The organism is Polaromonas sp. P5_D5 (genome assembly GCF_054049435.1).
Map to the genome: position 1 here is coordinate 485,348 of NZ_JBFUMJ010000001.1, position 24,675 is coordinate 510,022.

The following is a 24,675-nucleotide window of genomic DNA, read 5'->3' on the forward strand; positions in this document are numbered from 1 at the left end:
CTCATGCTTAAAGGCATTGACCCCCTGCTCACGCCCGAGTTGCTCAAGGTATTGGCCGAGATGGGTCATGACGACGCGCTGCTGCTGGCCGATGCCAATTTCACGGCCATGAGTGTGGGCGCGGGCAAACCCGTGCTGCGCCTGCCTGGCCACGGCATGGCGCGAACAGCACGGGCCGTGGCTTCGCTGCTGCCTCTGGCTGAAGATGTGGATCACCCGGTGGCTTACATGCAGGTCAGCGGTACCGAGGCACCCTACCGTTCGGAGCTACAGCGCGAGGTACTGGCGCTGCTGGCCCCGGGGTGGCTGCCGCATCAGCAGGCCGAGGCCGTTGAGCGCTACGCGTTTTATGAGCGGGTACGCCAGGCCTATGCGATTGTGGTGACGGGTGAATTGCAGCCTTTTGGCAACTTCATCCTGCGCAAAGGGGTCATCGGCGAAAATCTGCGTCCATGACCGAATCTCCTGTCACTGCGGCCACTCCCGCTACCCCCGCGGAATCCGAAGCAGCCACGCCTGTGTGGCTGCGCCAGCGCGGCTCCAACCACGTGGGCATGCGCCAGTTCAATGAACGCGTGGTGCTGCAGGCCATCCGCCTGCACGGTAGCGTACCCAAAGCCGAACTGGCCCGCCTGACCAACCTGACCGCACAGACCATCGGGCTGATCACTGCCCGGCTGGAAGAAGACGACCTGCTGATCCGGCACGACCGCGTGCGCGGGCGCATTGGCCAACCCTCGGTGCCGCTGGCGCTGAACCCCGACGGCGCCTTCTCAGTGGGCATCAAGATTGGCCGGCGCAGCACCGACTGGTTGCTGGTCGACTTCACCGGGCAGGTCCGCCAACGCCTGTCGCTGGCCTATGCCTTCCCCGATGCCGACACCCTGCTCCCCGTGATCGGCCAGAACCTGCGCACCCTGCGTGAGCAACTCGGTGCACTGGCTCCGCGGCTGGTCGGTGTGGGGGTGGCCGCGCCCTTCCAGCTCGGTGGCTGGCACCGGATGCTGGGGCTGTCGGCGCAGCAGTCGGACCGTTGGAACCACATCGACCTCAGCGCCGAAGTGCAAGCCATGACCGACCTGCCCGTGAGTTTTGCCAAAGACACCTCGGCGGCCTGCGTGGCCGAACTGGTGTCGGGCCGCGGACGCGACCTCAAGAGCTTTCTCTACTTGTTTGTCGACACCTTTGTGGGCGGCGGCCTGGTCATCAATTCACAACTTCACGCAGGCATCCACAACAACGCCGGCGCCGTGGCGTCGCTGCCATTGCAGGCGGCCCAGCCACCCGGCGCGCCGCCACAGCTGGTCAGCCAGGCTTCGCTGTGGGAACTGGAGCAGTGTTTCAAGGCGCGCGGGCTTGACCCGGCTGCAGCCTACGACGAACGCGCCCTGCAGCCGCCGTTCGAGTCCGACACCCAGGCCTGGGTGGCCAGCGCCGCCAATGCACTGGCCCACAGCGTGGTCAGCGCAACGGCCCTGCTGGATATCGATGCCGTGGTGATGGATGGCTCCTTTTGCCGCCCGCTGCTGCAGCGCCTGATTGAAGCCACGGGCGCAGCACTCGGCCGCTACAACTGGGAAGGTCTCTGGCCCGCCCAGGTGATGGCCGGCAGCATTGGCTCCGACGCTCGCGCACTGGGCGGTGCCATGCTGCCTCTGCATGCCAACTTCGCACCCGACCGCGACCTGTTTCTCAAGGGTGGCCGCTGATCCGCGCTTCGGGACGGTACATCGCCTCGATTTCGCGCGCATAACGAGCCATCAGGTTGTTGCGCTTGAGCTTGAGCGTCGGCGTCATCAGGGTGTTTTCGGGCGTCCACGGCTCCCGCGTGAGGTACACGGCACGCGGCGTCGCGTAGCGTGCGAAGTCCTTCGCCTGGGCGGCCATGCGCTCCAGCGCGAGCTTGTGCACAGCCGGCAGGTGCAGGCTGGCCGGGTCCTCGGGGTCCACCGCCAGCGCCGCAGCCACACGCCGCCATTCCGCCGGGTTGACCACTGCCACACAGGCGATGAAGGGGCGGTTTTCACCGACCACAAAGACCTGGTCGAACAGGGAGTCGGCGGCAATCGCCACCTCGAGGTCGCCCGGCGGTACTTTTTCGCCGGTCGACGTCACGATGATTTCCTTCAGGCGTCCCATGATGCGGATACGCCCGCCATCGATCACGGCCTGGTCTCCGGTACACAGCCAGCCGTCGTCCGTCAGCACGCGGGCCGTGTCTTCGGGGCGTTTCCAGTAGCCCTTCATTACCAGCGGGCCGCGCACCTGCAGTTCCTGGTTGGCGCTGATGCGCACCTCGACACCCGGCAAGGCCCTGCCCACTGTGGCCGGGTCGTTGTCGTCCACACCATTGCCCGACACCACGGGCGATGTCTCCGTCATGCCGTAGCCCTGCAGCAGCGGCAGGCCTAGCCCGAGGAAACAGCGTGCCACCGCATGCGACAAGGGCGCACCACCGCTCACCGCCACCCGCACGCGTCCACCAAACTGCGCCCGCAAGGTTCCGGCCACCAGCCGCTCCAGCAGGGGCCAGACCAGGGGATCCAGCCATGCCCACGGACTTTTTTCGCTTTCCGCCAAAAGCAATCCCTGTGCGCGGCAAAACCGCCGCCAGCCGACAGACTGCGCCGTCAGAAACAGGCGTGTTTTAAGCGGCGACTGCGTCAGTGTCTCCTGCAGTTTGGCAAATACGCGCTCGTAAATACGCGGCACCGAAATCAGCACGGTGGGACGCACGGTTTTCAGGTCCTCGGCCAGCAAGGGCACGGAACGCGCATAAGCCACGCAGCTTCCGGCGGCAATGGGCAGGTAATAACCGGCGGTCCGTTCAAACGTGTGCGACAGCGGCAGGAACGACAGGAACACATCGTCCACCATCGGTACCACCAGCGACAGGATCGCCCGTACATTGGACACGATGTTTCGGTGCGTCAGCATCACGCCCTTGGGTTTGCCCGTGGTGCCTGAGGTATAGACGATGGCCGCAAGGTCGTCCTCCTGCGGTGCGGGCAGCAAGCCGGCGTACCCTTCCCCCGCAGCCAGCCAGTCGGCCAGGGGCACAACTGCCACCGCCCCACCCACCCCGCTCAACGGCGCTTCAGGCACGGCGACCACCACGCAGCGCAGCGCCGGCAAGGGCGTTCCGACAGCCTCAATGGCCTGCCACTGTGAAAGCGACGACACCATCAGCAGGGAAGCTTCGCAGTCCGCCAGGATGTAGGCAATGCTGCCGGCATTGTCAATGGCATGCAACGGTACAGGCACCAGCGCCAACGACAGGGCCGCCTGGTCGATGCTCACGGCATGGAGGCCATTGGGCAGCAGGATCGCAACACTTGCATGGGCCGGCAGCTGCGTGGCCGCCAGCGCGCGCCGCCACTGCGCGACCCGCTCGCTGGCCTCAGCCCAGCAGGTGCTGTGCCATTGCCCGGTGACGGCATCAAATTCACGGTAAGCCTCAGCCTCGGGACTGTGTGCCACGCGAAAGGCCAGTAATTCCGGCAGCGTGTGCACTGCGGCAATATCCAGGGGAGTGATGTTCATTCAGGTTTTCCTGCCAGCCAGAAAGGCGGCACTGTCATTTTTTATCACGTGCGCAGTTGCGCGTGACTGCGTTGCATCAAGCCCGTTCAACAACAGGCCTCTTGGGCGGATGCGTATCAGCGCACCTTCAGGCGCCGGCGTTGCCTGCTTTGCGCCTGGCCTTCCAGGCGCCGAAAATGACGATCAGGCCGGGAATCAGGATCATGGCCCAGATGATCTTGTCGAGATGGATTTTGACGAACGGGATGTTGCCGAAAAAATAACCAGCCGTCACGATGCCGCCGACCCACAGTGCACCGCCCACAAGGTTGTACAGCGTGAACTTGCTGCGCGTCATGTCCGACACGCCCGCCACAAAGGGGGCAAAAGTACGAAGAAACGGCATGAAACGCGCCGCGATGATGGTGATACCGCCGTACCGCTCGTAAAACGCATGGGCCTGGTCAAAAGCCTTTTTGTTGAACCAACGCGAGTTTTCCCACTGAAACACCTTGGGACCCAACGCTCGCCCTATGCCGTAGTTGCACTGGTCGCCCAGCACAGCCGCCACAAACAGCAACGCCACCGCCACCGGAAAACTCATGAGGCCGACGCCGCACATCGCGCCCACCACAAACAGCAGTGAATCACCCGGCAAAAATGGCATGACGACCACGCCGGTTTCCACAAAAATGATCAGGAATAACAGGGCATACACCCACGCGCCGTAGCTGGTGACAAAGGCTTCCAGGTGCTTGTCGACATGAAGAATGAAATCAATGAGAAAGGTGGCAAATTCCATACCGGTGATTTTGACAGGTATGAAACCCGCGCCCGCCGCGTACCGGCCTCACCGGCCTCAGCGGCCACTGTTGCCGCTGACCCGCGTCATGACATGTACCAGACCCTTGCCAGGCGCATAGATATAGCCGTAGCTCGTCCCCGAACCGGTTTTCCAGCCATACTGCACGGCACCGGGTGTGCCGTCATACACGCATGAAAGCTTTTCAATCTCGACGGACGTCACTTCGTTGCGCGTGCCTCTCGGTGAAAAATAAGTGGTGTTGTAGCGGCGTACCTGGCCCTGCGACCACATGCCCACCGGAAACTTCCCCTCGTTGGTCGCATTGCCAAAACGCTGGTCATACACCCGGCCAATGGCTGTACGGTCGGGCGTCAGCGCAAAACGCTCGTGCGCACGCGGGACCTTGCGTTCGTAGATTTCGTAGACAGTACCGCCCTGGCCTTCCCACTGCATGGGTCCTTTGAGTGTCACGTCTGCCTTGCCCACAGAACCATCGGGTAACTCGTCGACAAACGGATACACCCGATCAACCGCTGCAAATACCAGTTCCCGGCTATCTGTCATGGGGTTGCCGGTGAGAAGTTCGACTGGCAAAAACCGCTCCTTGATGCTTTCATCCTGTATGCACACGGGCACCTTGGGTGTTTGCACCTGCGCTTGCGCCATACCGGCAAGAAAAAGGGCGAAGATCAAGGAAGAAGCTTGGGCTTTCAATCGCATGGGATTCCCTTACATCAATAAAATAAATCGGAACCATGATGGTTGTCGCAACAAAATCTTACAAGATCCGGGAAAGGGGCAGTTGCCGGACTTGTTGCTTCCTCACTCCAAAAAGCCCAACCCGTAAAATCAGTAGCAATGACCCCTCTTCCTGCCCGCCGCCCGATCCGCGAACTTCCCGATGAATTGATCAGCCAGATCGCGGCCGGCGAAGTGGTGGAGCGCCCAGCGTCCGTCGTGCGCGAGCTGGTGGACAACGCGCTGGACGCCGGCGCCACGCAAGTGACTGTGCGGCTGCTGGCCGGCGGCGTACGGCTCATCGTGGTCGAAGACGACGGCTTCGGCATCCCGCGCGAAGAACTTCCCGTCGCCCTGAGGCGCCATGCCACCAGCAAGATTGCCTCATTGCAAGACCTGGAAGCCGTCGGCACCATGGGTTTTCGGGGCGAGGCGCTGGCGGCGATCAATTCGATCGCCGACATGAGCCTGCTGTCCAGAACCGCCGCGGATGAACACGCATGGCAGCTTGACGGCCGCACCGGCGAACTGAAGCCCGCCGCGCGCAACCGCGGCACCAGCGTGGAAGTGCGGGAGCTGTTTTACGCCACGCCCGCGCGCCGCAAATTCCTGAAGACCGATGCCACCGAACTGGCCCACTGCATCGAAGCCGTACGCCGCCATGCACTGGTGCGGCCCGATGTGGGTTTTGCGATCTGGCACGAAGGCAAGCTGGTCGAACAATGGCGCGCGGCGACAGGCGACAACGCCCACCAGCAGCGCCTGGCCGATGTGCTGGGCAGCGAATTTGTCGAGCAGTCCGTGACCGTCAGCTATGAGAGTTCAGCGCGCCGCGCCGACGGCCTGCCCGCCGTGCGCGTCTGGGGCGTCGCCGGCATTCCGGATGCCGCCCGCTCGCGCGCCGACCAGCAGTTCGCGTATGTCAACGGCCGTTACGTACGCGACAAGGTGCTGACCCACGCCGCGCGCAGCGCCTATGAAGACGTGCTGCATGGCCACCGCCAGCCGGTCTATGCGCTGTATGTCGAGATCGATCCGTCCCGCGTGGACGTGAACGTGCACCCGACCAAGATCGAAGTGCGGTTTCGCGACAGCCGTGAGGTGCACCAGGCGGTGCGCCACGCCACCGAAAACGCGCTGGCCATCCCGCGCTCCACGGCAGCTGTCCAGGCAGGCGCGGAAGACGCTGCTGTCACGCCCACCGGATTTCTTGAGCAAAACAAGGCTTTTGCGCAACAGGGATGGGCGCAACCAGCTATCAATTTTGTAGCAAACGGCGGTCACAGGGCCTCCGACTTTGACGCCATGTGGCCGTCATCGCAAGCCGTCGCGCCCAGCCAGCGGGAAGCTGGCGAGGATGCCCTGTACGTCACCATTCCCCCGGTCGGAAATGGCATGGCGGGCGTGCCTGAAGGCGCAAGCGCCCTGCCCTCCGGCGACTGGCCGCTGGGCCGCGCCATCGCCCAGCTGCAGGGCATCTACGTGCTGGCCGAAAACACCCAGGGCCTTGTCATTGTGGACATGCACGCTGCCCACGAGCGCATCGTCTATGAACGCCTGAAAACCCAGATGGACGGTGCCGATGGCGCCAGCATCATCAGCCAGCCGCTGCTGATTCCGGCCACCTTTGCCGCCAGCCCCCAGGAAGTGGCCACGGCCGAGGCCAACGCCCAGGCATTGGCAACGCTGGGCCTGGAAATCACGCCTTTTTCGCCCAAAACCCTGGCGGTGCGCGCCGTGCCCACCAGCCTGGCGCAGGGCGATGCGGTGGAACTGGCCCGCAGCGTGCTGGCCGAACTGGCCCAGCACGACGCCAGCACCGTCATACAGCGGGCCCGGAACGAGTTGCTGTCCACCATGGCCTGCCACGGCGCCGTGCGCGCCAACCGCAAGCTCACGCTCGACGAAATGAACGCCCTGCTGCGCCAGATGGAAGCCACTGAGCGCTCCGACCAGTGCAACCACGGGCGGCCCACCTGGCGGCAGGTCAGCATCCGGGAGCTTGACACGCTCTTCATGCGCGGACGCTGAACTTTCCGGCGCCCGGCGAATCATTCACTTGCATGAAACGCTGGCACCTCTTTACTTCCTTCCTGATGACGCTGGCGTTGCTGGCGGGCTGTGCCACCCTTGACGAAAAGCAGCGAGCCTGGATCTTTCAGCCCAGCGACCGCACCTGGGGCGGGGCTGCAGCCGCCGCGGTGGGAATGGAAGACGTCTGGATTGACTTCAACGCCGCCAGCGGCAGTGGCGGCGACCACCCCGTCCGCCTGCACGGCCTGTGGCTGCCGGCAGACGAGTCGGATGCCGCAAGCAAAACCCCCGTGCTGCTGTACCTCCATGGCGCGCGTTACAACGTCACCGGCTCCGCGCCGCGCATGCGCCGCATGCAGGAGCTCGGCTTCTCGGTCCTGGGGATCGACTACCGCGGTTTTGGTAAAAGCACCTACGAACTGCCGTCGGAAACATCGGCCTACGAAGACGCCCGCGCCGCCTGGGACTGGCTGGCCAAAAAGTACCCCGACCGTCCCCGTTACATCTTCGGACACTCGCTGGGCGGGCCGATTGCCATCAACCTGGCCACGGAGGTGGCCGATGAAAGCGGCACGATTGTCGAAAGCACATTCACTTCCATCGCCGATGTGGTGAGTACGTCCCAGTGGGGCTGGATGCCGGTGTCGCTGCTCATCACCCAGCGCTTCGAGGCCGTCCGCAAGGTCGGCAAGATCGGCTCCCCCCTGCTGGTGGTGCATGGCGGCGAAGACCGCCTGATCCTGCCGGACCTGGGGCGCAAGCTTTATGACGCTGCAGCGCAGCCCAAGCTCTTCTTGCTGGTGCCGGGTGGCTCGCACCACGACACCAACCTGGTCGGCCAGCCCCAGTACCGACAAGCGCTGGCACAGCTGTTTCGGATGGACAGGAGCCTTGCTGACGGTGCGCACAATGAGGCATTGCAGGTGGCTGGCGGCAAACGCGCCCCAAAACAAGCCGAAATGCTACAGAACAAGGAATAATGCCCAAAAACGGGTATTTTTTACTTACCCAATACATGTAGCCGGATGTAACATTCCCCGTACCACATAGCAGCTGATAACAGCTGAAACAACGAGAGGGGAATGTATGAGCCAAGTCCTGGTTACCCGCAGGTCGTCTGCCTTCACTTTGCTGGCCCCTGCGCTGGCGCTGCTGGCATCTACCCCTCTCCACGCCCAGACCGCCGCCGCTGCCGCGGCGCCTGCCGTTGCGAAATTCAATGGCGCGGACACCGCCTGGATGCTCATCTCGACCGTGCTGGTGCTTTTGATGACCATTCCCGGCATCATGCTGTTCTACAGCGGCATGATGCGGGCCAAAAATGCGCTCTCCATCGTGGCGCACACTTTTGCGGCCACCACGGTTGTCACGCTGGTTTGGGCGGGCATTGCCTATTCACTGGCCTTCACGCCCGGCAACCCCTGGATCGGCGACATGAGCCGCGCGCTAAGCGAAGGGCTATTGGGCGCAAAAGTCGGCGCGCACGTTTCAGCGCCTTCCGTGCCGGAATCCGCATTCTTCCTGTTCCAGCTGGCATTCGCCATCATCACCTTCGCACTGATCATCGGCGCGACCGTGGAGCGCATGCGCCTGAGCGCCACCATTTTCTTTGCGGCCTTCTGGACCATCCTGGTATACGCCCCTGTGGCGCACTGGATCTGGCAACCCACCGGCTGGCTCGCCAGCATGGGGCACATGGACTTTGCGGGCGGCACGGTGGTGCACATCGCAGCCGGCTTCAGCGGCCTGGTGGCGGCCAAGGTCGTGGGTCCGCGCAAAGGCTTCGGAACCGAACCCATGGTGCCGCACAACCTCTTGATATCCATCATCGGCGCCGGGCTCTTGTGGGCGGGCTGGTTCGGCTTCAATGCCGGTTCGGCCTTTGAAGCCAGTTCACGCGCCGTGGGCGCCCTCCTCGCCACCCAGGTGGCAGCTTGCGTCGGCGCGTTCATGTGGGGCATTTGCGAATATGTCCAGCGCGGCAAGTTCAGCGTGCTGGGCATGGCAACAGGCGCCATTGCCGGCCTCGTCGCCATCACGCCGGCGTCCGGTTTTGTCGGCGTCATGGGCGCATCGGTCTTGGGCTTTGCGGGCGGCGTCGGCTGCTTCCTGGCCGTGACCCGCTTCAAGCGTGCCACAGGAATTGACGACTCGCTTGACGTATTTGCCCTGCATGGCGTGGGCGGCATCATCGGCACGGTCCTGACCCCGGTCTTTGCGCTCAAGGAAATTGCACCCGTGACCGCCACCGTGTTTACCAACCTCGTGGGAGCCTGCGCTGTTGCAGCTTACGCAGGCGTCGCGACCTGGCTGATTTTGCTGGTGGTCAAACCCCTGGCAGGCCTTCGCGTCACCGCGGCAGAGGAAGAACTGGGCCTTGACCTTGCCCAGCACGGCGAGATGATTTCAGGTGCTTGAGTTCCCACCCATCAAGACACGTAAACCATGCTGTTAACCATGACACCGCCTGACGACTCCGATCTCATGGCCTACGCGGTGCGGATGGTCATTCCCATGAAGCGGGAGTTCGGCCGTTCGTTGAACGTCCATCAATTCCTGCACGACCTGCCGTACGCCACTGAGGTAATTCAGGAAGCGCTCAACAGCAAGGACGAGCGCCTGCGCAGCTACGCGGCCTATGCGCAGACCAAGATTTTCGGACCCCGCAGCGGCAGCGAACCGTTGCTGTCAGCGTCCGCAGCATCGCCCGCCGTAGTGGCTGCCGCTCCCGCCGCAAGCGAAACAGAAATCAGCGAAGACCTGCGGGCCAAGGCCATCGCCCGGTACAAGTCGGGCCTGCGCTGAACAGCCTGGCCGCCCCGACAGCGCCCTGATACCCCAGGCTTGATCAGCCGGCCCTCACCACGCGCACGCCGGCACGTCTGGCGCTGCTGATCCACGCTGCTTGCGTGCCCCTGTGAACCACCACCGCCGACACATCGGCCAACGCCATGATGCGGCAGGCCGAGGCCGCGCCAAGTTTTTCGCCCGATGCCAGCAGCACTGTCTCCGAGGCACAGCGGTGCAGCGCCCGCTTGACGGCGGCTTCTTCGGAATCTCCCGTGGTCACGCCCGCCGACGCATGCACGCCGGTCGCCCCCATGAAAAACACATCTGCCCGCAGGCGCGAGAGCTGCTCCATCAACTCGGCCCCCATGGTCACCATGGAGTGCCGGAAAAGCCGCCCGCCAAGCAGCTGAATCACGATGTGGGGACAGCGCGCCAGTTCCATGGCGACGGCCGGGCTGTGGGTAAACACCGTCGCATGAAGGTCTTCGCTCAGGTGCCGCGCCATCTGCAACGCTGTGGTGCCGCCGTCAATGATCACCACCTGCCCGGGCAGGACCATGGCCGCCGCCACCTGGCCGATGGCCTGCTTGTCCAGCGGCGCAATCTGCTCACGCACAGCCACATTACCGACGGCCGGCGAAGCAGGCAAGGCCCCGCCATGGACACGCTGGAGCTTGCCTGCCTGGGCCAGCTCGCGAAGGTCGCGCCGGATGGTGTCTTCCGAAATACCCAATTCCTGGCTGACGGCTTTGGCAACCAGTTGCCCGTCACGGTCAAGGCGCGTCAGCAGCAGGTGTTTGCGTTGGCTGGTCAGCATCGGGTTTCGGCTCCGGTTTCTTGTGCGGTCTGGAACTGGACATTGCACGAAATTTCATGATAATGCACGATACTACACGAAATCAACCAACCCGAATGCGCCCTTCCTTCCTGACTCCACCGCCCGCACAACACGTGCGCGTGCTCGGCGATGAACGCCTGTCCGACAACTGGTATGTGTTGCGCAAACTCACCATCGAGTTGCGCCGCCGCGGCGGCACGTGGCAGCAGCAGACACGCGAGGTCTACGACCGCGGCAACGGCGCAGCGATCCTTCTTGTCAACGTCCGGCGGCAAACCGTGGTGCTGACAAGGCAGTTCCGGCTGCCGGCCTGGGTCAATGGTTGCGCCGACGGCATGCTCATTGAGGCCTGCGCCGGACTGCTCGACGGCGACGACCCCGAGACCTGCATCCGCCGCGAAGCAGCCGAAGAAACGGGGTTCCGCATCCAGGCGCCGCACAAGGTGTTCGAGGCCTACATGAGCCCGGGCTCGGTCACTGAAAAGTTGCACTTCTTCGTGGCATCCTACGAAAACTCAGACCGGGCCGGAGAAGGCGGCGGCATCGCCAATGAAGGCGAAGACATCGAGGTGATCGAGCTGCCGCTGGAAGACGCGCTGGCCATGGTACGCAGCGGCGCCATTGAAGACGCCAAGACCATCATGCTGCTGCAGCACGCAAAAATCACCGGCCTGGACCGCCTGCTCCCTCTGCGCCCTCCGTTCTCTTCCTCCGGGTCCTGAGCCATTCTGGAGACGGCCGCTCCGGGGGGCCGCGCCAGCGTTTGTCTGATACGCTCAGCTCAATGGATGTTTCTGTTTCGAAGACCGTGGTGCCCGCCATGTCGCCCGGCATGGTGGTGCTGGTCCTGTCGATGCTGCTGGGCATCCAGCCGGTCACGACCGACCTCTACCTGCCCGCCCTGCCCGCATTGACCGAAGGCTTTGGCGCGCCGATGTCGCAGGCGCAGCTCACGCTCAGTGCCCTGCTGCTGGCCTTCGGCACCTCCCAGCTGATCTGGGGCCCGCTGTCGGACCGCTTCGGCCGCCGCCCCATCCTGCTGTGGGGCCTCTCGGCCTATACCCTCGCTTCTATCGGCAGCACGCTCGCCCCGTCGATGGCGATGCTGATCACCTGGCGCATCGTGCAGGGCGCCGCCATGGGCGCAGCAGTGATGTGCGCGCGCGCCATTGTGCGCGACCTGTACCAGCCGCTTGAAGGCGCCCGCGCCATGTCCAAGGGCTTGAGCGGCCTGGGCGTGCTGGCCTGCATCAGTGCACCGCTGGGTGGCTTGCTGTCGGAGCTTTTCGGCTGGCGCATGGCCCTGATGGCACTGGCCGTGTTCGGCGCGGCCACGCTGGCCCTCATCTCACTGCGGTTTGAAGAAACCCTGGCACAGAAAAACCCGCGTGCGCTGCAGCCGGCCACACTGCTGCGCACCTGGGTCCATATTCTTCGCAACCCCACGTTTCTGGCGTTTTCGGTGTTGACCGCGGCGTCCTACGGCGGCCTGTTTACCTTTCTGGCCACCTCGTCATTCGTGTTTATCAAGGTGCTGGGCCTGACCAAAACACATTACGGCCTCATCATGTTTTCGATGTGTTTTTGCTACCTCACCGGCACTTTCATCTGCCGTCGGCTGCTGCCACGCTTTGGCGTGCGGCGCTCGGTGGCTGTGGCCGCGTGCCTCACGCTGGCCGGCGGAACCTTGATGGGCGTGCTGGCCTGGGCCGGCATCCAGAACGTCTGGGCCATCATGCTGCCCTACTACCTGTTCATGCTGGGGCATGGCGTGCACCAGCCCTGCGGGCAGAGCGGCGCGGTAGGCCCCTTCCCCCAGGCGGCGGGCGCTGCCTCGGCCCTCAACGGTTTTCTGATGATGGTCGTAGCCTTCGGCATGGGCGGCTGGCTGGGAACCCACATGGACGGCACGGTGCGGCCGCTGACCAACGGCGTCTGGTTCTGGAGCGTACTGATCGCCGCCACGGCCTGGACCGTGATCCAGAAATACGGAGAGCCTGCCCATGAGGCCGCAGCCAGGGCCTGACATGCGCGGCATCGCGCTGGCCGGGCCGACGGCCTCCGGCAAAACCGCCGCCGCCATGGCCATCGCGCAGCGCCACGCAGTGGAAATCATCAGCGTCGATTCCGCCCTGGTCTATCGCGGCATGGACATCGGCACCGCCAAGCCCACACCGGCCGAGCTGGCCGCTGTGCCGCATCACCTGATCGACATCCGTGACCCGCTGCACGCCTACAGCGCGGCCGAGTTTGTGGCCGACGCCAACCGGCTGATGGAAGACATTCGCGGGCGCGGCAAACTGCCGCTGCTGGTGGGCGGCACCATGCTGTACTTCAAGGCGTTGTTCGACGGGCTGGACGACATGCCGAGGGCCGACCCCGCCACGCGCGCCCTGATTGCCGAAGAAGCAGCCGCCAAGGGCTGGCCGGCGCTGCATGCCGAACTTGCCCGCGTGGACCCGGTCACGGCCGCCCGGCTCGCACCGAACGATTCGCAGCGCATCTCGCGTGCGCTGGAGGTTTTCCGCGTGTCAGGCCAGCCGCTGTCATTCTTTCATCAGCAAACCGCTACAAAAAACATAGCTGCTGGCGCAAAGCCATCAACGGCTACAGCCCTTATTTCCCTTGAACCGCAAGACCGAAGCTGGCTGCACGAGCGCATTGCCCAACGCTTCGACGCCATGCTGGCCGGCGGGTTGATGGACGAAGTGAAAGCCCTGCGCGCACGCGGCGACCTCAACCCAGACTTGCCTTCGATGCGCTGCGTCGGCTACCGCCAGGCGTGGGAAGCAATGGATGGCAACTACCCGCTGGCCGAGCTGCGCGATAAAGGCATTTTCGCCACGCGCCAGCTGGCCAAGCGCCAGATCACCTGGCTGCGCTCCATGCCGCAGCGCCAGGTCGTGGCCTGCGATGCGGCCGATGCGTTGCAGCAGGTGCTTGCGCTGGTTGACGCTTCCGTGGGACAGATAACGTGAGCCTTCAACTCAGGGACCTCGCCAAACGCTACGGCGCAACCGCCGTGTTCGGCCATGTCTCGCTGGATGTTGAGCCCGGCGAGTTCGTCGCCATCATCGGCGAGTCGGGTGTCGGTAAATCAACGCTGCTCAACTGCATGGCCGGGCTTGATACCTGGGACGAAGGCACGGTACTGCTGAACGGCCAGGACCTCGGTGCCATGACCGATGACCAGCGAGCACTGCTGCGGCGCCGCCATGTCGGTTTTGTGTTTCAGGCCTTTCATGTGTTGCCGCACCTGGATGTCGCGCAGAACGTGGCCCTGCCATTACTGCTGCTCGACGAGCCGGACGATGCGCGCGTGCAGTCACTGCTGGATGCGGTCGGCCTGTCGGGCATGGGCGGGCGGCTGCCCCAGCAGCTCAGCGGCGGCCAGCTGCAGCGCGTGGCGATTGCCCGCGCCCTGGTGCACCGGCCCAGCCTGCTGCTGGCCGATGAACCCACCGGCAACCTGGACCCAACGACGGCGGCCAAAGTAATGGATGCGCTGATTGCCCAGACCCGCGAACACGGCGCCTCGCTGGTGCTGGTTACCCATTCGGAAGCCGCCGCTGCGCGCGCCGACCGCCGGCTGCACCTGAGCGCTGACGGAATTCTTCCGTAAGCTGCGCCTCCTCGCAGGGGACGTAGGCTTCAGGCCTGGCCGAGCAACTCCGCGTAGCGCTTCAAATCAACATTTCCGCCGCTGATGATCACGCCCACCTTTTCACCAGGTGCGGCAGGGTTGGCCTGCAGCGCGGCGCAGGCGCCGGCAAATGCCAGGCAGCCTGTCGGCTCCACCACCATCTTCATGCGCTCGGCAAAAAAGCGCATGGACTCGACCAGCTGCGCATCGCTGACGGTGAGGATGTCGTCCACATCGCGCCGGATGATGCCGAAGGTGTAATCGCCCAGGTACTGGGTTTGTGCGCCGTCCGCAATGGTTTTTGGCGTTTCAATATGCACGATGCGGCCTGCGCGCAGCGACTGCTGGCCGTCGTTACCCGCTTCAGGCTCGACACCATAGACCTTGCACTGCGGCGACAGCGCGCGGGCTGCAAGCGCCGAGCCACTGGTAAGCCCGCCGCCGCCCAGACATATGTAGAGACGGTCCAGCGGGCCGGTTTCTTCGATCAGCTCTTTCGCGGCCGTACCCTGGCCGGCGATCACGTCGGGGTGGTCATAAGGCGGGATCAACGTCATGCCGCGTTCGGTGGCGAGCCGTTTCGTCAGCGCCTCGCGGTCTTCGGTGAAGCGGTCGTACAGCACCACTTCGGCGCCATAGCCCTGCGTGGCGGCCAGCTTGGCAGCGGGTGCATCTTTGGGCATCACGATGACCACGGGCATACCGAGCAGCCTCGCCGAAAGCGCCATCGCCTGCGCATGGTTGCCTGACGAAAACGCGATAGCACCGGCCCGGCGCTGCGCCGCGTCGAACTTCGACAGCGCATTGAAGGCGCCGCGAAACTTGAAAGCGCCCATGCGCTGGAAGTTTTCACATTTGAAAAAGAAATTCGCGCCCCAGCGGGCATCGGCCGTACTGGACCGCAACACGGGCGTGCGGTGCGCATGGCCTTCAAGCCGCGCGGCAGCGGCGGTGACGTCGTCGTAAGTAGGAAGTTGCATGGTGAATACGCTTTCATTCCGGGTGAGAAATCAGAAAGATCCGGGTCCAGGGCATCCGGAAGACCGCAAGCTTAAATGACCAGGCGTTTTCCCGACAGAGCCAGAAAGCCTGATTCTGTACCGATACAGATGGCGGGTTCGTTCATCTGCCCAGGGCCTGATTTCGCTGCGGCGCTGAAAGGCACAATGAGCGCATGCGCGCCCTGCTCTCAAGCTTCTCCTGGCGGGAATTGCAACACCACCCCTGGCGCAACGCCGCCGCCGTAGTGGCCGTGATGCTGGGCGTGGCCCTGGCGTTTTCAGTACAGCTCATCAATGCGTCGGCACTCAGTGAGTTCTCACAGGCGGTGCGCGCGGTAAACGGCCAACCCGACCTGGAGCTGCGTGCCGTGCAGGGCAGCTTTGACGAGGCGGTGTACGCGCGCGTGGCCAACCATCCGCAAGTCGCGCTGGCCAGCCCGGTGCTTGAAATCAGCACGTATGCGCTGGACGGCACCTCCCCCACCGGCCGCCTGCCGCTGCGCATCATCGGCGTCGACGCGCTGGCGGTAGCCGCCATCGCGCCGTCGCTGATGCCGGTGCCGTCTTCCGACGCGGGACGCTTCGCCCTGTTTGCGCCTGGCAAGGTGTTCTTGAACCCCGCCGCGCAGCAAGCATTGCACTCGCCGGAGTTGCGCCTGCAAAGCGGCCTTGAACTGCGCAGGGTTTCTGTGGCCGGCAGCGTCGGCGCCGGTGGCGGGCCCCTGGCCGTGATGGACATTGCCGCCGCGCAGGAGCTCTTCGGCAAGGCCGGACAACTCTCGCGCATCGACCTCAGGCTCAGCGCCGGCGCCGATGCGCGCCGTGTGATCGAGTCGCTGCAGCTGCCGTCCAACATCACCGCCACGGCGCCGGGCGATGCGGCCGAACGCGTCAGCAACCTGTCGCGCGCCTACCGCGTCAACCTGACGGTGCTGGCATTGGTGGCCTTGTTCACGGGCGCCTTCCTGGTGTTTTCGGTGCTCTCGCTGAGCGTGGCCAAACGCGCGCAGCAATTCGCGCTGCTGGGCGTGCTGGGCCTGACCGGCCGTGAACGCCTGCAGCTGGTGCTGGCCGAGTCGCTGCTGCTGGGCGTGGCCGGCAGCGTGCTGGGCATCGCGCTGGGCTCCGGCCTGGCTGCGCTGGCGCTGCGGCTGCTGGGCGGGGACCTGGGGGGCGGCTACTTTTCCGGCGTCGCACCTACCCTGCAATGGAACGGCTGGGCCGCACTCACTTACGGTGTGCTGGGAATTGCTGCCGCCGGGGTGGGAGGATGGTGGCCGGCTCGTGCGGCGCAAAAACTGCCGCCCGCGCAAACCCTCAAGGGCCTCGGCGCTGCGGCAGGCACCGGCGGCGGCCACTGGTTCAGTATCATTTTGATAGCTGCTGGCGCTCTACTGGCGCTGGTTCCACCGCTATTTGGCATTCCATTGGCGGCTTACGTGTCGGTAGGCCTGCTGCTGGTCGGCGGCATCACCGCCTTGCCCTGGCTGATTTCGCTGATCTACAACCGGCTCAGCCCCCGGGTGGCTCACCGGCTGCTACCGCTGCTGGCTGTGGAGCGTGCGCGCCGCGTGCGCGAAAGCGCCGCGGTGGCCGTGAGCGGCGTGGTGGCATCGCTCAGCCTGGCCGTGGCGCTCACGGTGATGGTGACCAGCTTTCGCGAGTCGGTCACGCACTGGCTGGACGTGGTGCTGCCGGCAGACCTGTATGTGCGCACGGCGCTGGGAACCTCCGCCAGCGACACGGCGTACTTCTCGCCGGAGTTTGTGGACGCGCTGGGCCGCCTGCCCGGCGTGGCGCGGGTGGGCAGCCTGCGCACCACGCAGCTGTTGCTGGATACCGCCAGGCCCAGTGTCACCCTGATCGCCCGCCCGCTGGACAACCCGGCCACCGCGCTGCCGCTGGTGGGCCAGGCATTGCCGGTGCCGCCCGGGCACATTGGCATCTATGTGAGCGAGCCGATGGTGGACCTGTACGGGGCACGCCCAGGCACCGTTTTTCGCCCACTTTCACAAGCTTTTATGGCTCTGGCCCAATCAAAATCTGCGCGAGCAGCTCCTGATTTGATAGCAAGCAAGGTGAGCTCCGACATACCCGTTTTCTACGTGGCGGGCGTCTGGCGCGACTACGCACGCCAGTTCGGCGCCATCGCCATCGCCCATGCGGACTTCGAACGCCTGACCGGCGACCGGCGCACCAACGACCTCGCGTTGTGGCTGAAGGAAGGCGCCAGCGATAGCCAGGTGCAGCAGGCCGTGCGCGGCCTGGCCGAGCAGCAGTCCGGCGCCGGCGCGCTGCTGGAGCTGGCCTCCGTCAGCCAGCTGCGCGCCACGTCGCTCCGGATTTTTGACCGCAGTTTTGCCGTCACCTACTGGCTGCAGGGCGTAGCGATCGCCATCGGCCTCTTCGGCGTGGCCGCCAGCTTCAGCGCCCAGGTGCTGGCGCGCCGCAAGGAGTTTGGCCTGCTGGCGCACCTCGGGCTGACACGCCGGCAAATCCTGGCCGTGGTGGCCGGCGAAGGCGCGGCCTGGACGGTGATCGGCGCACTGGCCGGGCTGGCCCTGGGACTCGCGGTGTCGACCGTGCTGGTGTACGTGGTGAACCCGCAAAGCTTTCACTGGACCATGGACCTGATGGTGCCCTGGTTGCGCCTGGCCCTGCTGTGCGCCGCGGTGGTGGTGGCCGGCACCGTGACGGCCTGGCTGGCGGGCCGCGCGGCCGCAGGCCGGGACGCCGTGCTGGCGGTGAAAGAAGACTGGTAAGCCTTGCCCCTTTGCGGCATTGCCGCGAAAGCATGCGCCGCGGGCAAGGGGCAGCCCCCGTGCACCGTCCTACAGGCGTGGAGGCCGGTTTCCGACGCCATCCGGCCGCTCCCGGCATCACACTGTGACTCATGCGGTGGCGGTCAAGTGCGCAGGTGTTTTGCCAGCCCTTGTCACCCACGCCCTTTTTTCTCTTTCAAATGCCTGCGGAGAACGCGATGACCACCAACACCAGCCCCCAGACCGGCACCAACGCGAACCCGACGGGCAAGTTCGCACGGCATGCTTCCTCCCGGCCGTCCCACGGCTTGCAGCTCACCCGCAATGACGACGGCAGCGTAACCCTGGCACTCAACCAGCCCCTGAGGCTACAGGCCGAAGAACTCGAAGAACTCGTCGCCAGCCTTGCTGGCTTGCGCGCCGACATGGACCCGCCCTATCCGCTGGACTGCCCGCCATTGAGTGCGCTGGAGCCCAGCTACAGCCCGCGGCACTGGGTTGCCTGCGACCCGTTGACCGGAAAAATTCTGCTGTTCCTGCGGCACCATCTTTTTGGATGGCTGGGCATTGTGCAAACGCCTGAAACCGCGCTCGACATGCTGAAGTCCATAGCGGTCGAGATGAAAAACCTGGAGCTCTCCGACCACGATCCCCGGCGCGAGCTGCACTGAGCATTGCTGCCCACCACGCAATGGCCGCTTCGCCGCACGAGCCTCATCTCATCGTGTTTATCGTGCTGTACATCTTGATACGAGGCGCTCCGCGGGTTGGCCAATGAATGCGGGGCTTCCACGCTGACTGTTGCAGCTGCTGCTGCCTTCTCATCTTTAGCTTTCTCCAATGCACGCGGCCACGCCGAAAGGCGTTTTCGTTTGCTTACTCATGGTCACGTTTTTGACGCGCGATTGTCATCACAGCGCCGGGATGAACTCCTACCATGGAGGCATTCACCAGAGAGGGCTTGCATCATGAGACCTGCTAAAGCACCGCCGCACGACTACCGCATTGAAAACATCGATCCGGCCGAAGGCAGCCTGCTGCCGTCGAGCTCGAATCACCTTTTCGCAGACTACTCGCTGGCTGTGGCGGTGGCCGTGAAAAGTGTCGCCGACCCCACGCGACAGGAAGTGCGCGTCGTGCACGTTCCCAGCGGGGAAGTCGTCTTCCGGACTTCAGCATTTTGAAGTCGAAGTCCATCGCATCAGTCCAGCCTGATGCTGTTTGCAAAGTGGTCATACACCACGGAAATTCTCCGCAGGTGGCGCGACTCCGCGTGCGCCAGCAGCCACAGGTCTGACTCGCAGTCGGCCAGGGTGTCCGCCAGCGGCACCAGAGCGGGCTCTCCCGCCAGCATGAAGCGCGGCACAATGCCCACCCCCAATCCCGCCTTGATCGCATCCATCACCGCCACAATGCCGTCCGCATAATGCCGCGGCGTGACCTTGGGCAACTGCTTGCGCCGCCACAGCACCGAGGGGTGCTCCGGAAGCGATTCGTCAGGCGCTATCCAGTCCAGCTTCGCCAGCGCATCAAGCAAGGGGATTTTTTTGGACGATACCGCCTTCGCTTGCGCTTTGGATCCGCACAGCACAAAGCGCACGGTGCCCAGCCTGCGGCCCACCAGGTGGTCGGGCGGCTTGCGTGTCGCACGCAGCGCCAGGTCCGCATCGCGCCGGCTCAGGCTCACGAGTTCATTGCCGGTGCGCATGTCGAGCTGCAGCAGCGGATGCTGCACCAGCAGCGGCTTGAGGGAAGGCAGCACCAGCCCGCGCAATACCGCGTCAGTCGTAGTCAGCCGCACCAGGCCTGAAACGCCTTCATGCGGCCGCTGCATGCTGGCGCGCACGGCTTCAAGCTCGGCCTCCACGCGCTCCGCATGCGGCACCAGGCCCAGCATGGGCTCTGTGGGCAAGTAGCCCAGGCGCGACCTTTCGAAGAGACGCTGGCCCAGGTTTTTCTCGATGCGCTGCACCGAGCGGAACACGGTGGACGCATCCGCGCCCAGCCGCCGCGCGGCCTCGGCCAGCGTCATGCCGCGCACCACGGCCAGCAAAATTTCCAGGTCAGAGGCCGTCAGTGCGTATTGCATTTTTGCAATAGAAGTTTTCATGAGTGCCAATTTACATTGTATTTTTGCAACCGTAAAGTGGCGGCTCCTTCAACGCTACGCCCTTCGCCGGGCTTTACACCATGACCACCGACACTTCTGAAAACTTCAGCGCCAGCCACGGCGCCACCCTGCTGCGCCTGGCCCTTGGCACCATGTGGGTCACCCACGCGCTGCTCAAAATCTTCGTCTTCACCCTGCCAGGTACGGCGCAGTTTTTTGAATCGGTCGGCCTGCCCGGCTTCATGGCCTACGTTGTCGTAGCGGTCGAGCTGGCCGGCGGCGCGGCGCTGCTGCTGGGCTTTTATGGCCGCCAGGCATCGCTGCTGCTCGCGCCGGTGCTGCTGGTCGTCGTCTGGGTGCACTGGCCCAACGGCTGGGTGTTTACCAGCCCCAAGGGCGGCTGGGAATACCCGCTGTTCCTGTTGGTAGCCTCGCTCGCCCAATGGCTGCTGGGCGACGGCGCCTGGGCCGCACGCCGCAGCCGCCTGCTGGTGCCGCGCTGACCTGTGCTGAAAGACATCACCATGAAGCTCACCCTTATCAGCCACACACTGTGCCCCTACGTCCAGCGCGCAGCCATCGTGCTGACCGAAAAAGGCGTCGCCTTCGAGCGCATCAACGTCGATCTCGCCAACAAGCCCGACTGGTTCAAGGCCATCTCGCCGCTGGGCAAGACGCCGGTGCTGCAGGTAGATAACGAAGCTAACGACACGATTTTTGAATCCGCCGTGATCTGCGAATACCTGGACGACACCCTGTTGCCACGCCTGCATCCCGCGGATGCCCTCAAGCGCGCACAGCACCGCGCCTGGATGGAGTTTGGCTCTGCCCTGCTCAATGCCATTGGCGCGTTCTACAACGCCGCTGACGCGGCGGCTCTCGAGCGGCACCGCGAAGACATTGGGCGCCGGTTTGCGCAGCTCGAGGCCGTGTTGCCGGATCAGGGGCCTTATTTCGCCGGTGCCTCTTTCTGCATGGTCGATGCCGTGTTCGGGCCCGTGTTCCGTTATTTCGATGTGTTGGACGATGTAGGTGAAACAGGGTTCTTTGAACAGTTGCCAAAAGTGCATGCCTGGCGCGCCGCTCTCGCTGTTCGCCCGTCCGTCCAGCAGGCGGTGGGCAATGGCTATGCCGCAGAGTTGCATCGCTTCTTCGTTGCTCGTGGCTCCGAACTCTCGCGCCGCATCGCGGAGCGTGAAAGTAGCCTGATGCTATAAAGCGAACGGCTGCTTTTGGCCAGAAGCGGACATTCATGAAAACCAGACTCTTTCAGCAGGGCGACACCGCTGGCGTGTATCGGCTTTTAACCGCCAATGGTTGGCAGCATCGAATTCCTTCAATGGACTATTTACAGACACTGGTCGCTGCATCCCAGCGGGTCATAGTCGCCGTGGACGAGAGCCAAATCGTCGGATTCGCCCGGGCTATCACGGACGGCTTATCCAATGGGTATCTTTCAATGGTCGTGGTGGAAGAGTCTTGCCGGGGTCAAGGCATCGGGACCCAGTTGGTTGAGCGAATCATCGGTGACGAACCGCATGTAACGTGGGTGCTTCGTGCAGGGCGTGAAGGAGCGCCCGAGTTTTTTTCCAAGATGGGCTTCACAGCATCTGCGGAAGCGATGGAGCGCGTGCGTCAGGCAGCGGCAAGATGACCGCTTGGAGCCCGAAGCGGTCTTTGCTCATTCTTCTACGCAGACCTTTTTTCAGGTGATGAATCCGCCTTAGACAATCGAAGTCCGCGGCGTTACCACCAGCCGGTGGATGTGAGCATTTCCGGTATGTCATCTGGCCACACGATGTCACTGGTCAATCTGAGTTCGAGAGCATTCCACCATTTGTGCTCCTTTATCACCTCTACCTCCTCAGCGGTCCAGTGGTCCCGCAGGACTGTCTGATGGTCTTCCACGGTGACAACAAAGAACCGTTCATCGGCAATGACCTCTTCGCCGTCCGCCAGCCGCAAGATGAACTCTCGTTGAGAAATTGAGTCACCTACATCAGCGACAAAGATGCCCGTCTCTTCTTTCAGCTCGCGCACTGCTGCCTCGGCAAAGGTTTCACCGGGCTCCAGGCCGCCACCAGGCGTCGCCCAGTAGTCTTTTCCCTTCAACGCTCCGGTTTTATGGGCAAAACGAAAGAGGAGAAGGCTTTTCGCACGGTTGAGAACGAGCAATCGAGATGAGAGGCGCCGTCGCAAGATATGTTCCGTTGAAAGTAGTGAAATGTCTGTTGATTGACCGGTGGTGGCCGAATGTCATCATCCTAGCTCAGGCCTCAATGTGCCCAGAGCGCACCCTCTTCAACGGGTCGATGGCTTGCCAGTGAAAACTGCCAATTGCGCATCAAAAGCACGCTGGTAGGCAGGCCGCGCTTCACCACGGGCCACATAAGCCGAAAGATTCGGGTATTTCTCCAGCAGCCCCGATACGCCCGCCCTGCGCAGCACCGTCACCATCAGCAGGTCACCGGCGCTGAAGGCACCGTCAAGCCAGTCGGCATTGCCCAGCCGGCTGGAAAGGTCGCCCAGCCGCGCATGGACGCTGTCCTCGAGCGCGGGCAGGCGATCCGCATACCAGGGCTTGTCCCGCTCGAAGAGCACGGCCATTGAGCGGTCAATGATGGGCGGCTCTACCGTGTTGAGCGCGGCAAACATCCAGGTGACGGCGCGCGCACGGGCATTCACATCGGCTGGCAGCAGGCCTTTATGGCGCTCTGCAATATGGAACACGATGGCCCCTGACTCGAACAGCGCAAGATCACCCTCTTCATAGGTTGGAATCTGCCCGAAAGGATGAAGCGCACGGTGGGCGGGTTCCTTCATCGCCGCGAACGAAACAAGGCGAACCTCGTAAGGCTGGCCCACTTCTTCAAGCGCCCAGCGAACGCGCATGTCACGCGCCAGCCCCCGGCCGCGGTCGGGCGAGCGTTCAAAGGCCGTCATGGTGGGAGTCGTCGGAAGGGTCATGGTGGTTTCTCCTTTTGCTGAGATGCCTGGTTGAGTGTTTTGTTGATGCCGGACATGCGATTGACCGGTCACCTACCTCACGACGTTCGGGATAGAGCCCAATCGACATCCCGGCGCCACTTTTTTTGCAAATTCTGAGAAAAAAAGGAAATTGGGTGCCGTCAGCAGCGTACCCGTCGTCGCAGATCACGCCCCTGCTCAGGTCTGCCGAAAACTCGCCAGCGTCTTGAGCAGGTTACGGGTGGCGCCGTCGAGCACATCCAGCGGCCTGTGGACCATGGCCGTGTGGCGCGTCAGCGCGGGCTTGAGCGGCACCAGCTGCACGTCATGCCGCACGTTGGACTCCTCCAGCGACTGCTCCCTCGGCAGCACCGCAGCGCCGTACCCAGCGGCCACCAGGCTCTTGATGGCCTCGGAATAGTTGAGCTCGATGCGCGCGCGCGGCGTGAAACCCGCATCGGCAAACCAGGCCATGGTCATGCGGTACATATGGGTCGGGGTTTCGTTGAAGATCAGCGGGCGGGTGGCCAGCCATGCGGGCGTGGCATGTTTGGGCGCCTTCCAGCGCTTGGGTACAAACGCCATCATCGGGTCGCTACGCCAGTGGGTGATCACCATGCCGCGCTGCGCAGGCGGCGGTGTGGCGACCAGGCCGACATCGAGCGTGCCGTCCAGCAAGCGCTGCAGCGTGTCGGCGGAACCAAGAATACTGACCTCGACATCGATGTCGGGGTGGGCTTGTTCCATGGCCTTGAGCACCTTCGGCAAAAAGTACACCAGCACGCCGGTAGTGGTGCCCAGGCGCACGCGGCCGGTGCGGCCCTCGACGTGGCGCTTCACCGCATCGACCGCATCGTCGGCGTCGCGCAGCAGGCGGCGGGCCCGCTCGACCAGCACGGCGCCCGCCGGTGTGGGCTCAACGCGCCGACCGCCGCGCACCACCAGCGGCGTGCCCAGCCGGCTTTCAAGCTCGCTCACATGCAGGCTCACGGTGGGCTGCGCCAGATGCAGGCCCTGCGCCGCGGCAGAGAAGGTGCCCAGGTCAGTGATGGCCACCAATGTTCTCAGTTGGTCCAGGTTCAGTTCGCGCATGGCAGGTGGCTTGTTAGTTGATATCAGTAATTCTGATAGTTTCGATCAGAAAATTCAACTTCCACAATATCATGATTTTCAGCACCATAGGGCACTTCCTACCAGGAGCGCGCGAAATGCTGACGAAGACGATGAGAATTTTTCCGGGAGCCCTGCCCGGCTTTCCAGCCAGAGAGCTAAGCCAAAGGCTTCTGGCCGCCCTGCGCAAAAACGCGCAGAGGCGACGGAACCTGAATGAGCTGCGGCTGATGAGCGACCACCAGCTCAATGACCTCGGCATAGGCCGCGGTGAAATCCCCGGCCTGATGGATGACCTCGGGCCCCGCCGCTGGGAATGGCGCTGAAACCCCTGCGCCGGACCGGCAAGCCGGCA

26 protein-coding genes are annotated in these 24,675 nt (G+C 63.8%); 17 read left to right on the top strand and 9 right to left on the bottom strand.

The genetic code is table 11. The annotated features are described in order from the left end of the window. The first annotated feature begins 3 nt into the window (after positions 1–3). Positions 4–456, top strand: a complete 453-nt coding sequence (locus ACXJKE_RS02345) for an RbsD/FucU family protein (protein WP_457278961.1) — start codon at positions 4–6, stop codon at positions 454–456. Next, entirely contained in the window at positions 453–1,709 is a 1,257-nt protein-coding gene (locus ACXJKE_RS02350; protein ID WP_457278962.1) for an ROK family transcriptional regulator, read from the top strand. The genes ACXJKE_RS02345 and ACXJKE_RS02350 overlap by 4 nt, the downstream gene beginning before the upstream one ends. On the opposite strand, the gene ACXJKE_RS02355 is transcribed toward ACXJKE_RS02350, so the two are convergent. The 3 genes from ACXJKE_RS02355 to ACXJKE_RS02365 form a co-directional block, all read right to left on the bottom strand. Continuing rightward, the gene (locus tag ACXJKE_RS02355; protein ID WP_457278963.1) at positions 1,693–3,543 is read right to left on the bottom strand and encodes an AMP-dependent synthetase/ligase; all 1,851 of its coding nucleotides are present in this window, start codon (positions 3,541–3,543) and stop codon (positions 1,693–1,695) included. The two genes, ACXJKE_RS02350 and ACXJKE_RS02355, sit on opposite strands and share 17 nt — an antisense overlap. Before the next feature lie 127 nt (positions 3,544–3,670). After that, entirely contained in the window at positions 3,671–4,324 is a 654-nt protein-coding gene (locus ACXJKE_RS02360; RefSeq protein WP_457278964.1) for a DedA family protein, read from the bottom strand. 57 nt (positions 4,325–4,381) lie between these two features. Continuing rightward, positions 4,382–5,020: a hypothetical protein gene (locus ACXJKE_RS02365; RefSeq protein ID WP_457278965.1), complete on the bottom strand. Its 639-nt coding sequence runs from the start codon at positions 5,018–5,020 to the stop codon at positions 4,382–4,384. Between the two features lie 165 nt (positions 5,021–5,185). Between ACXJKE_RS02365 and mutL the strand changes: the two genes are divergently transcribed. The 4 genes from mutL (at position 5,186) to ACXJKE_RS02385 (ending at position 9,904) form a co-directional block, all read left to right on the top strand. Continuing rightward, a complete protein-coding gene (gene mutL / locus ACXJKE_RS02370; protein WP_457278966.1) occupies positions 5,186–7,096 on the top strand; it encodes a DNA mismatch repair endonuclease MutL in 1,911 nt (636 codons plus the stop codon). Between the two features lie 32 nt (positions 7,097–7,128). Continuing rightward, positions 7,129–8,079, top strand: a complete 951-nt coding sequence (locus ACXJKE_RS02375; protein WP_457278967.1) for an alpha/beta hydrolase — start codon at positions 7,129–7,131, stop codon at positions 8,077–8,079. Positions 8,080–8,185: 106 nt separating this feature from the next. After that, complete coding sequence (locus ACXJKE_RS02380; protein WP_457278968.1) at positions 8,186–9,517, top strand: ammonium transporter; 1,332 nt, start codon at positions 8,186–8,188, stop codon at positions 9,515–9,517. 27 nt (positions 9,518–9,544) lie between these two features. After that, positions 9,545–9,904, top strand: coding sequence for a hypothetical protein (locus ACXJKE_RS02385; protein ID WP_457278969.1), 360 nt, complete (start codon positions 9,545–9,547; stop codon positions 9,902–9,904). A gap of 43 nt (positions 9,905–9,947) precedes the next feature. On the opposite strand, the gene ACXJKE_RS02390 is transcribed toward ACXJKE_RS02385, so the two are convergent. Then, positions 9,948–10,706 (bottom strand): DeoR/GlpR family DNA-binding transcription regulator, encoded by a 759-nt coding sequence (locus ACXJKE_RS02390; protein ID WP_457278970.1) that lies wholly within the window; start codon positions 10,704–10,706, stop codon positions 9,948–9,950. A 95-nt stretch (positions 10,707–10,801) separates the two neighbouring features. Here ACXJKE_RS02390 and nudK point away from each other — a divergent pair, with 95 nt between their 5' ends. The 4 genes from nudK (at position 10,802) to ACXJKE_RS02410 (ending at position 14,349) form a co-directional block, all read left to right on the top strand. Next, complete coding sequence (nudK, locus tag ACXJKE_RS02395) at positions 10,802–11,449, top strand: GDP-mannose pyrophosphatase NudK (protein WP_457278971.1); 648 nt, start codon at positions 10,802–10,804, stop codon at positions 11,447–11,449. A 62-nt stretch (positions 11,450–11,511) separates the two neighbouring features. Next, on the top strand, positions 11,512–12,753 hold the full coding sequence (locus ACXJKE_RS02400; protein WP_457278972.1) for a multidrug effflux MFS transporter: 1,242 nt from the start codon (positions 11,512–11,514) through the stop codon (positions 12,751–12,753). Beyond that, the gene (miaA, locus tag ACXJKE_RS02405) at positions 12,731–13,705 is read left to right on the top strand and encodes a tRNA (adenosine(37)-N6)-dimethylallyltransferase MiaA (RefSeq protein WP_457278973.1); all 975 of its coding nucleotides are present in this window, start codon (positions 12,731–12,733) and stop codon (positions 13,703–13,705) included. The genes ACXJKE_RS02400 and miaA overlap by 23 nt, the downstream gene beginning before the upstream one ends. Further along, entirely contained in the window at positions 13,702–14,349 is a 648-nt protein-coding gene (locus tag ACXJKE_RS02410) for an ABC transporter ATP-binding protein (protein WP_457278974.1), read from the top strand. The genes miaA and ACXJKE_RS02410 overlap by 4 nt, the downstream gene beginning before the upstream one ends. Positions 14,350–14,378: 29 nt before the next feature. Here ACXJKE_RS02410 and ACXJKE_RS02415 read toward each other — a convergent pair whose 3' ends face one another. Then, the gene (locus ACXJKE_RS02415) at positions 14,379–15,350 is read right to left on the bottom strand and encodes a threo-3-hydroxy-L-aspartate ammonia-lyase (RefSeq protein ID WP_457278975.1); all 972 of its coding nucleotides are present in this window, start codon (positions 15,348–15,350) and stop codon (positions 14,379–14,381) included. A gap of 194 nt (positions 15,351–15,544) precedes the next feature. Between ACXJKE_RS02415 and ACXJKE_RS02420 the strand changes: the two genes are divergently transcribed. From ACXJKE_RS02420 to ACXJKE_RS02430, 3 genes are all read left to right on the top strand, one after another. Further along, entirely contained in the window at positions 15,545–18,133 is a 2,589-nt protein-coding gene (locus tag ACXJKE_RS02420) for an FtsX-like permease family protein (protein WP_457278976.1), read from the top strand. Positions 18,134–18,351: 218 nt separating this feature from the next. Continuing rightward, entirely contained in the window at positions 18,352–18,804 is a 453-nt protein-coding gene (locus tag ACXJKE_RS02425; RefSeq protein WP_457278977.1) for a hypothetical protein, read from the top strand. Positions 18,805–19,101: 297 nt separating this feature from the next. Next, positions 19,102–19,317 (top strand): hypothetical protein, encoded by a 216-nt coding sequence (locus ACXJKE_RS02430; protein ID WP_457278978.1) that lies wholly within the window; start codon positions 19,102–19,104, stop codon positions 19,315–19,317. A gap of 17 nt (positions 19,318–19,334) precedes the next feature. On the opposite strand, the gene ACXJKE_RS02435 is transcribed toward ACXJKE_RS02430, so the two are convergent. Continuing rightward, positions 19,335–20,243: a LysR family transcriptional regulator gene (locus ACXJKE_RS02435; protein ID WP_457278979.1), complete on the bottom strand. Its 909-nt coding sequence runs from the start codon at positions 20,241–20,243 to the stop codon at positions 19,335–19,337. 80 nt (positions 20,244–20,323) lie between these two features. On the opposite strand from ACXJKE_RS02435, the gene ACXJKE_RS02440 reads away from it, so the two are divergent. The 3 genes from ACXJKE_RS02440 to ACXJKE_RS02450 are packed head-to-tail and all read left to right on the top strand — an operon-like array spanning position 20,324 to position 21,897. Next, a complete protein-coding gene (locus ACXJKE_RS02440) occupies positions 20,324–20,746 on the top strand; it encodes a DoxX family protein (protein ID WP_457278980.1) in 423 nt (140 codons plus the stop codon). A 21-nt stretch (positions 20,747–20,767) separates the two neighbouring features. Continuing rightward, positions 20,768–21,460 carry a glutathione S-transferase family protein gene (locus ACXJKE_RS02445; RefSeq protein WP_457278981.1) on the top strand — a complete coding sequence of 231 codons (693 nt, stop codon included), beginning with the start codon at positions 20,768–20,770 and terminating at the stop codon, positions 21,458–21,460. 35 nt (positions 21,461–21,495) lie between these two features. Continuing rightward, complete coding sequence (locus ACXJKE_RS02450; RefSeq protein ID WP_457278982.1) at positions 21,496–21,897, top strand: GNAT family N-acetyltransferase; 402 nt, start codon at positions 21,496–21,498, stop codon at positions 21,895–21,897. 92 nt (positions 21,898–21,989) lie between these two features. On the opposite strand, the gene ACXJKE_RS02455 is transcribed toward ACXJKE_RS02450, so the two are convergent. The 3 genes from ACXJKE_RS02455 to ACXJKE_RS02465 all read right to left on the bottom strand — a co-directional run bounded on the left by ACXJKE_RS02455 (position 21,990) and on the right by ACXJKE_RS02465 (position 24,302). Next, positions 21,990–22,442: an NUDIX hydrolase gene (locus ACXJKE_RS02455; protein ID WP_457278983.1), complete on the bottom strand. Its 453-nt coding sequence runs from the start codon at positions 22,440–22,442 to the stop codon at positions 21,990–21,992. Between the two features lie 102 nt (positions 22,443–22,544). Then, on the bottom strand, positions 22,545–23,210 hold the full coding sequence (locus ACXJKE_RS02460; RefSeq protein ID WP_457278984.1) for a glutathione S-transferase family protein: 666 nt from the start codon (positions 23,208–23,210) through the stop codon (positions 22,545–22,547). A 198-nt stretch (positions 23,211–23,408) separates the two neighbouring features. Further along, a complete protein-coding gene (locus tag ACXJKE_RS02465; RefSeq protein WP_457278985.1) occupies positions 23,409–24,302 on the bottom strand; it encodes a LysR family transcriptional regulator in 894 nt (297 codons plus the stop codon). 71 nt (positions 24,303–24,373) lie between these two features. On the opposite strand from ACXJKE_RS02465, the gene ACXJKE_RS02470 reads away from it, so the two are divergent. Continuing rightward, the gene (locus ACXJKE_RS02470; RefSeq protein WP_457278986.1) at positions 24,374–24,646 is read left to right on the top strand and encodes a DUF1127 domain-containing protein; all 273 of its coding nucleotides are present in this window, start codon (positions 24,374–24,376) and stop codon (positions 24,644–24,646) included. Positions 24,647–24,675: the final 29 nt, after the last annotated feature.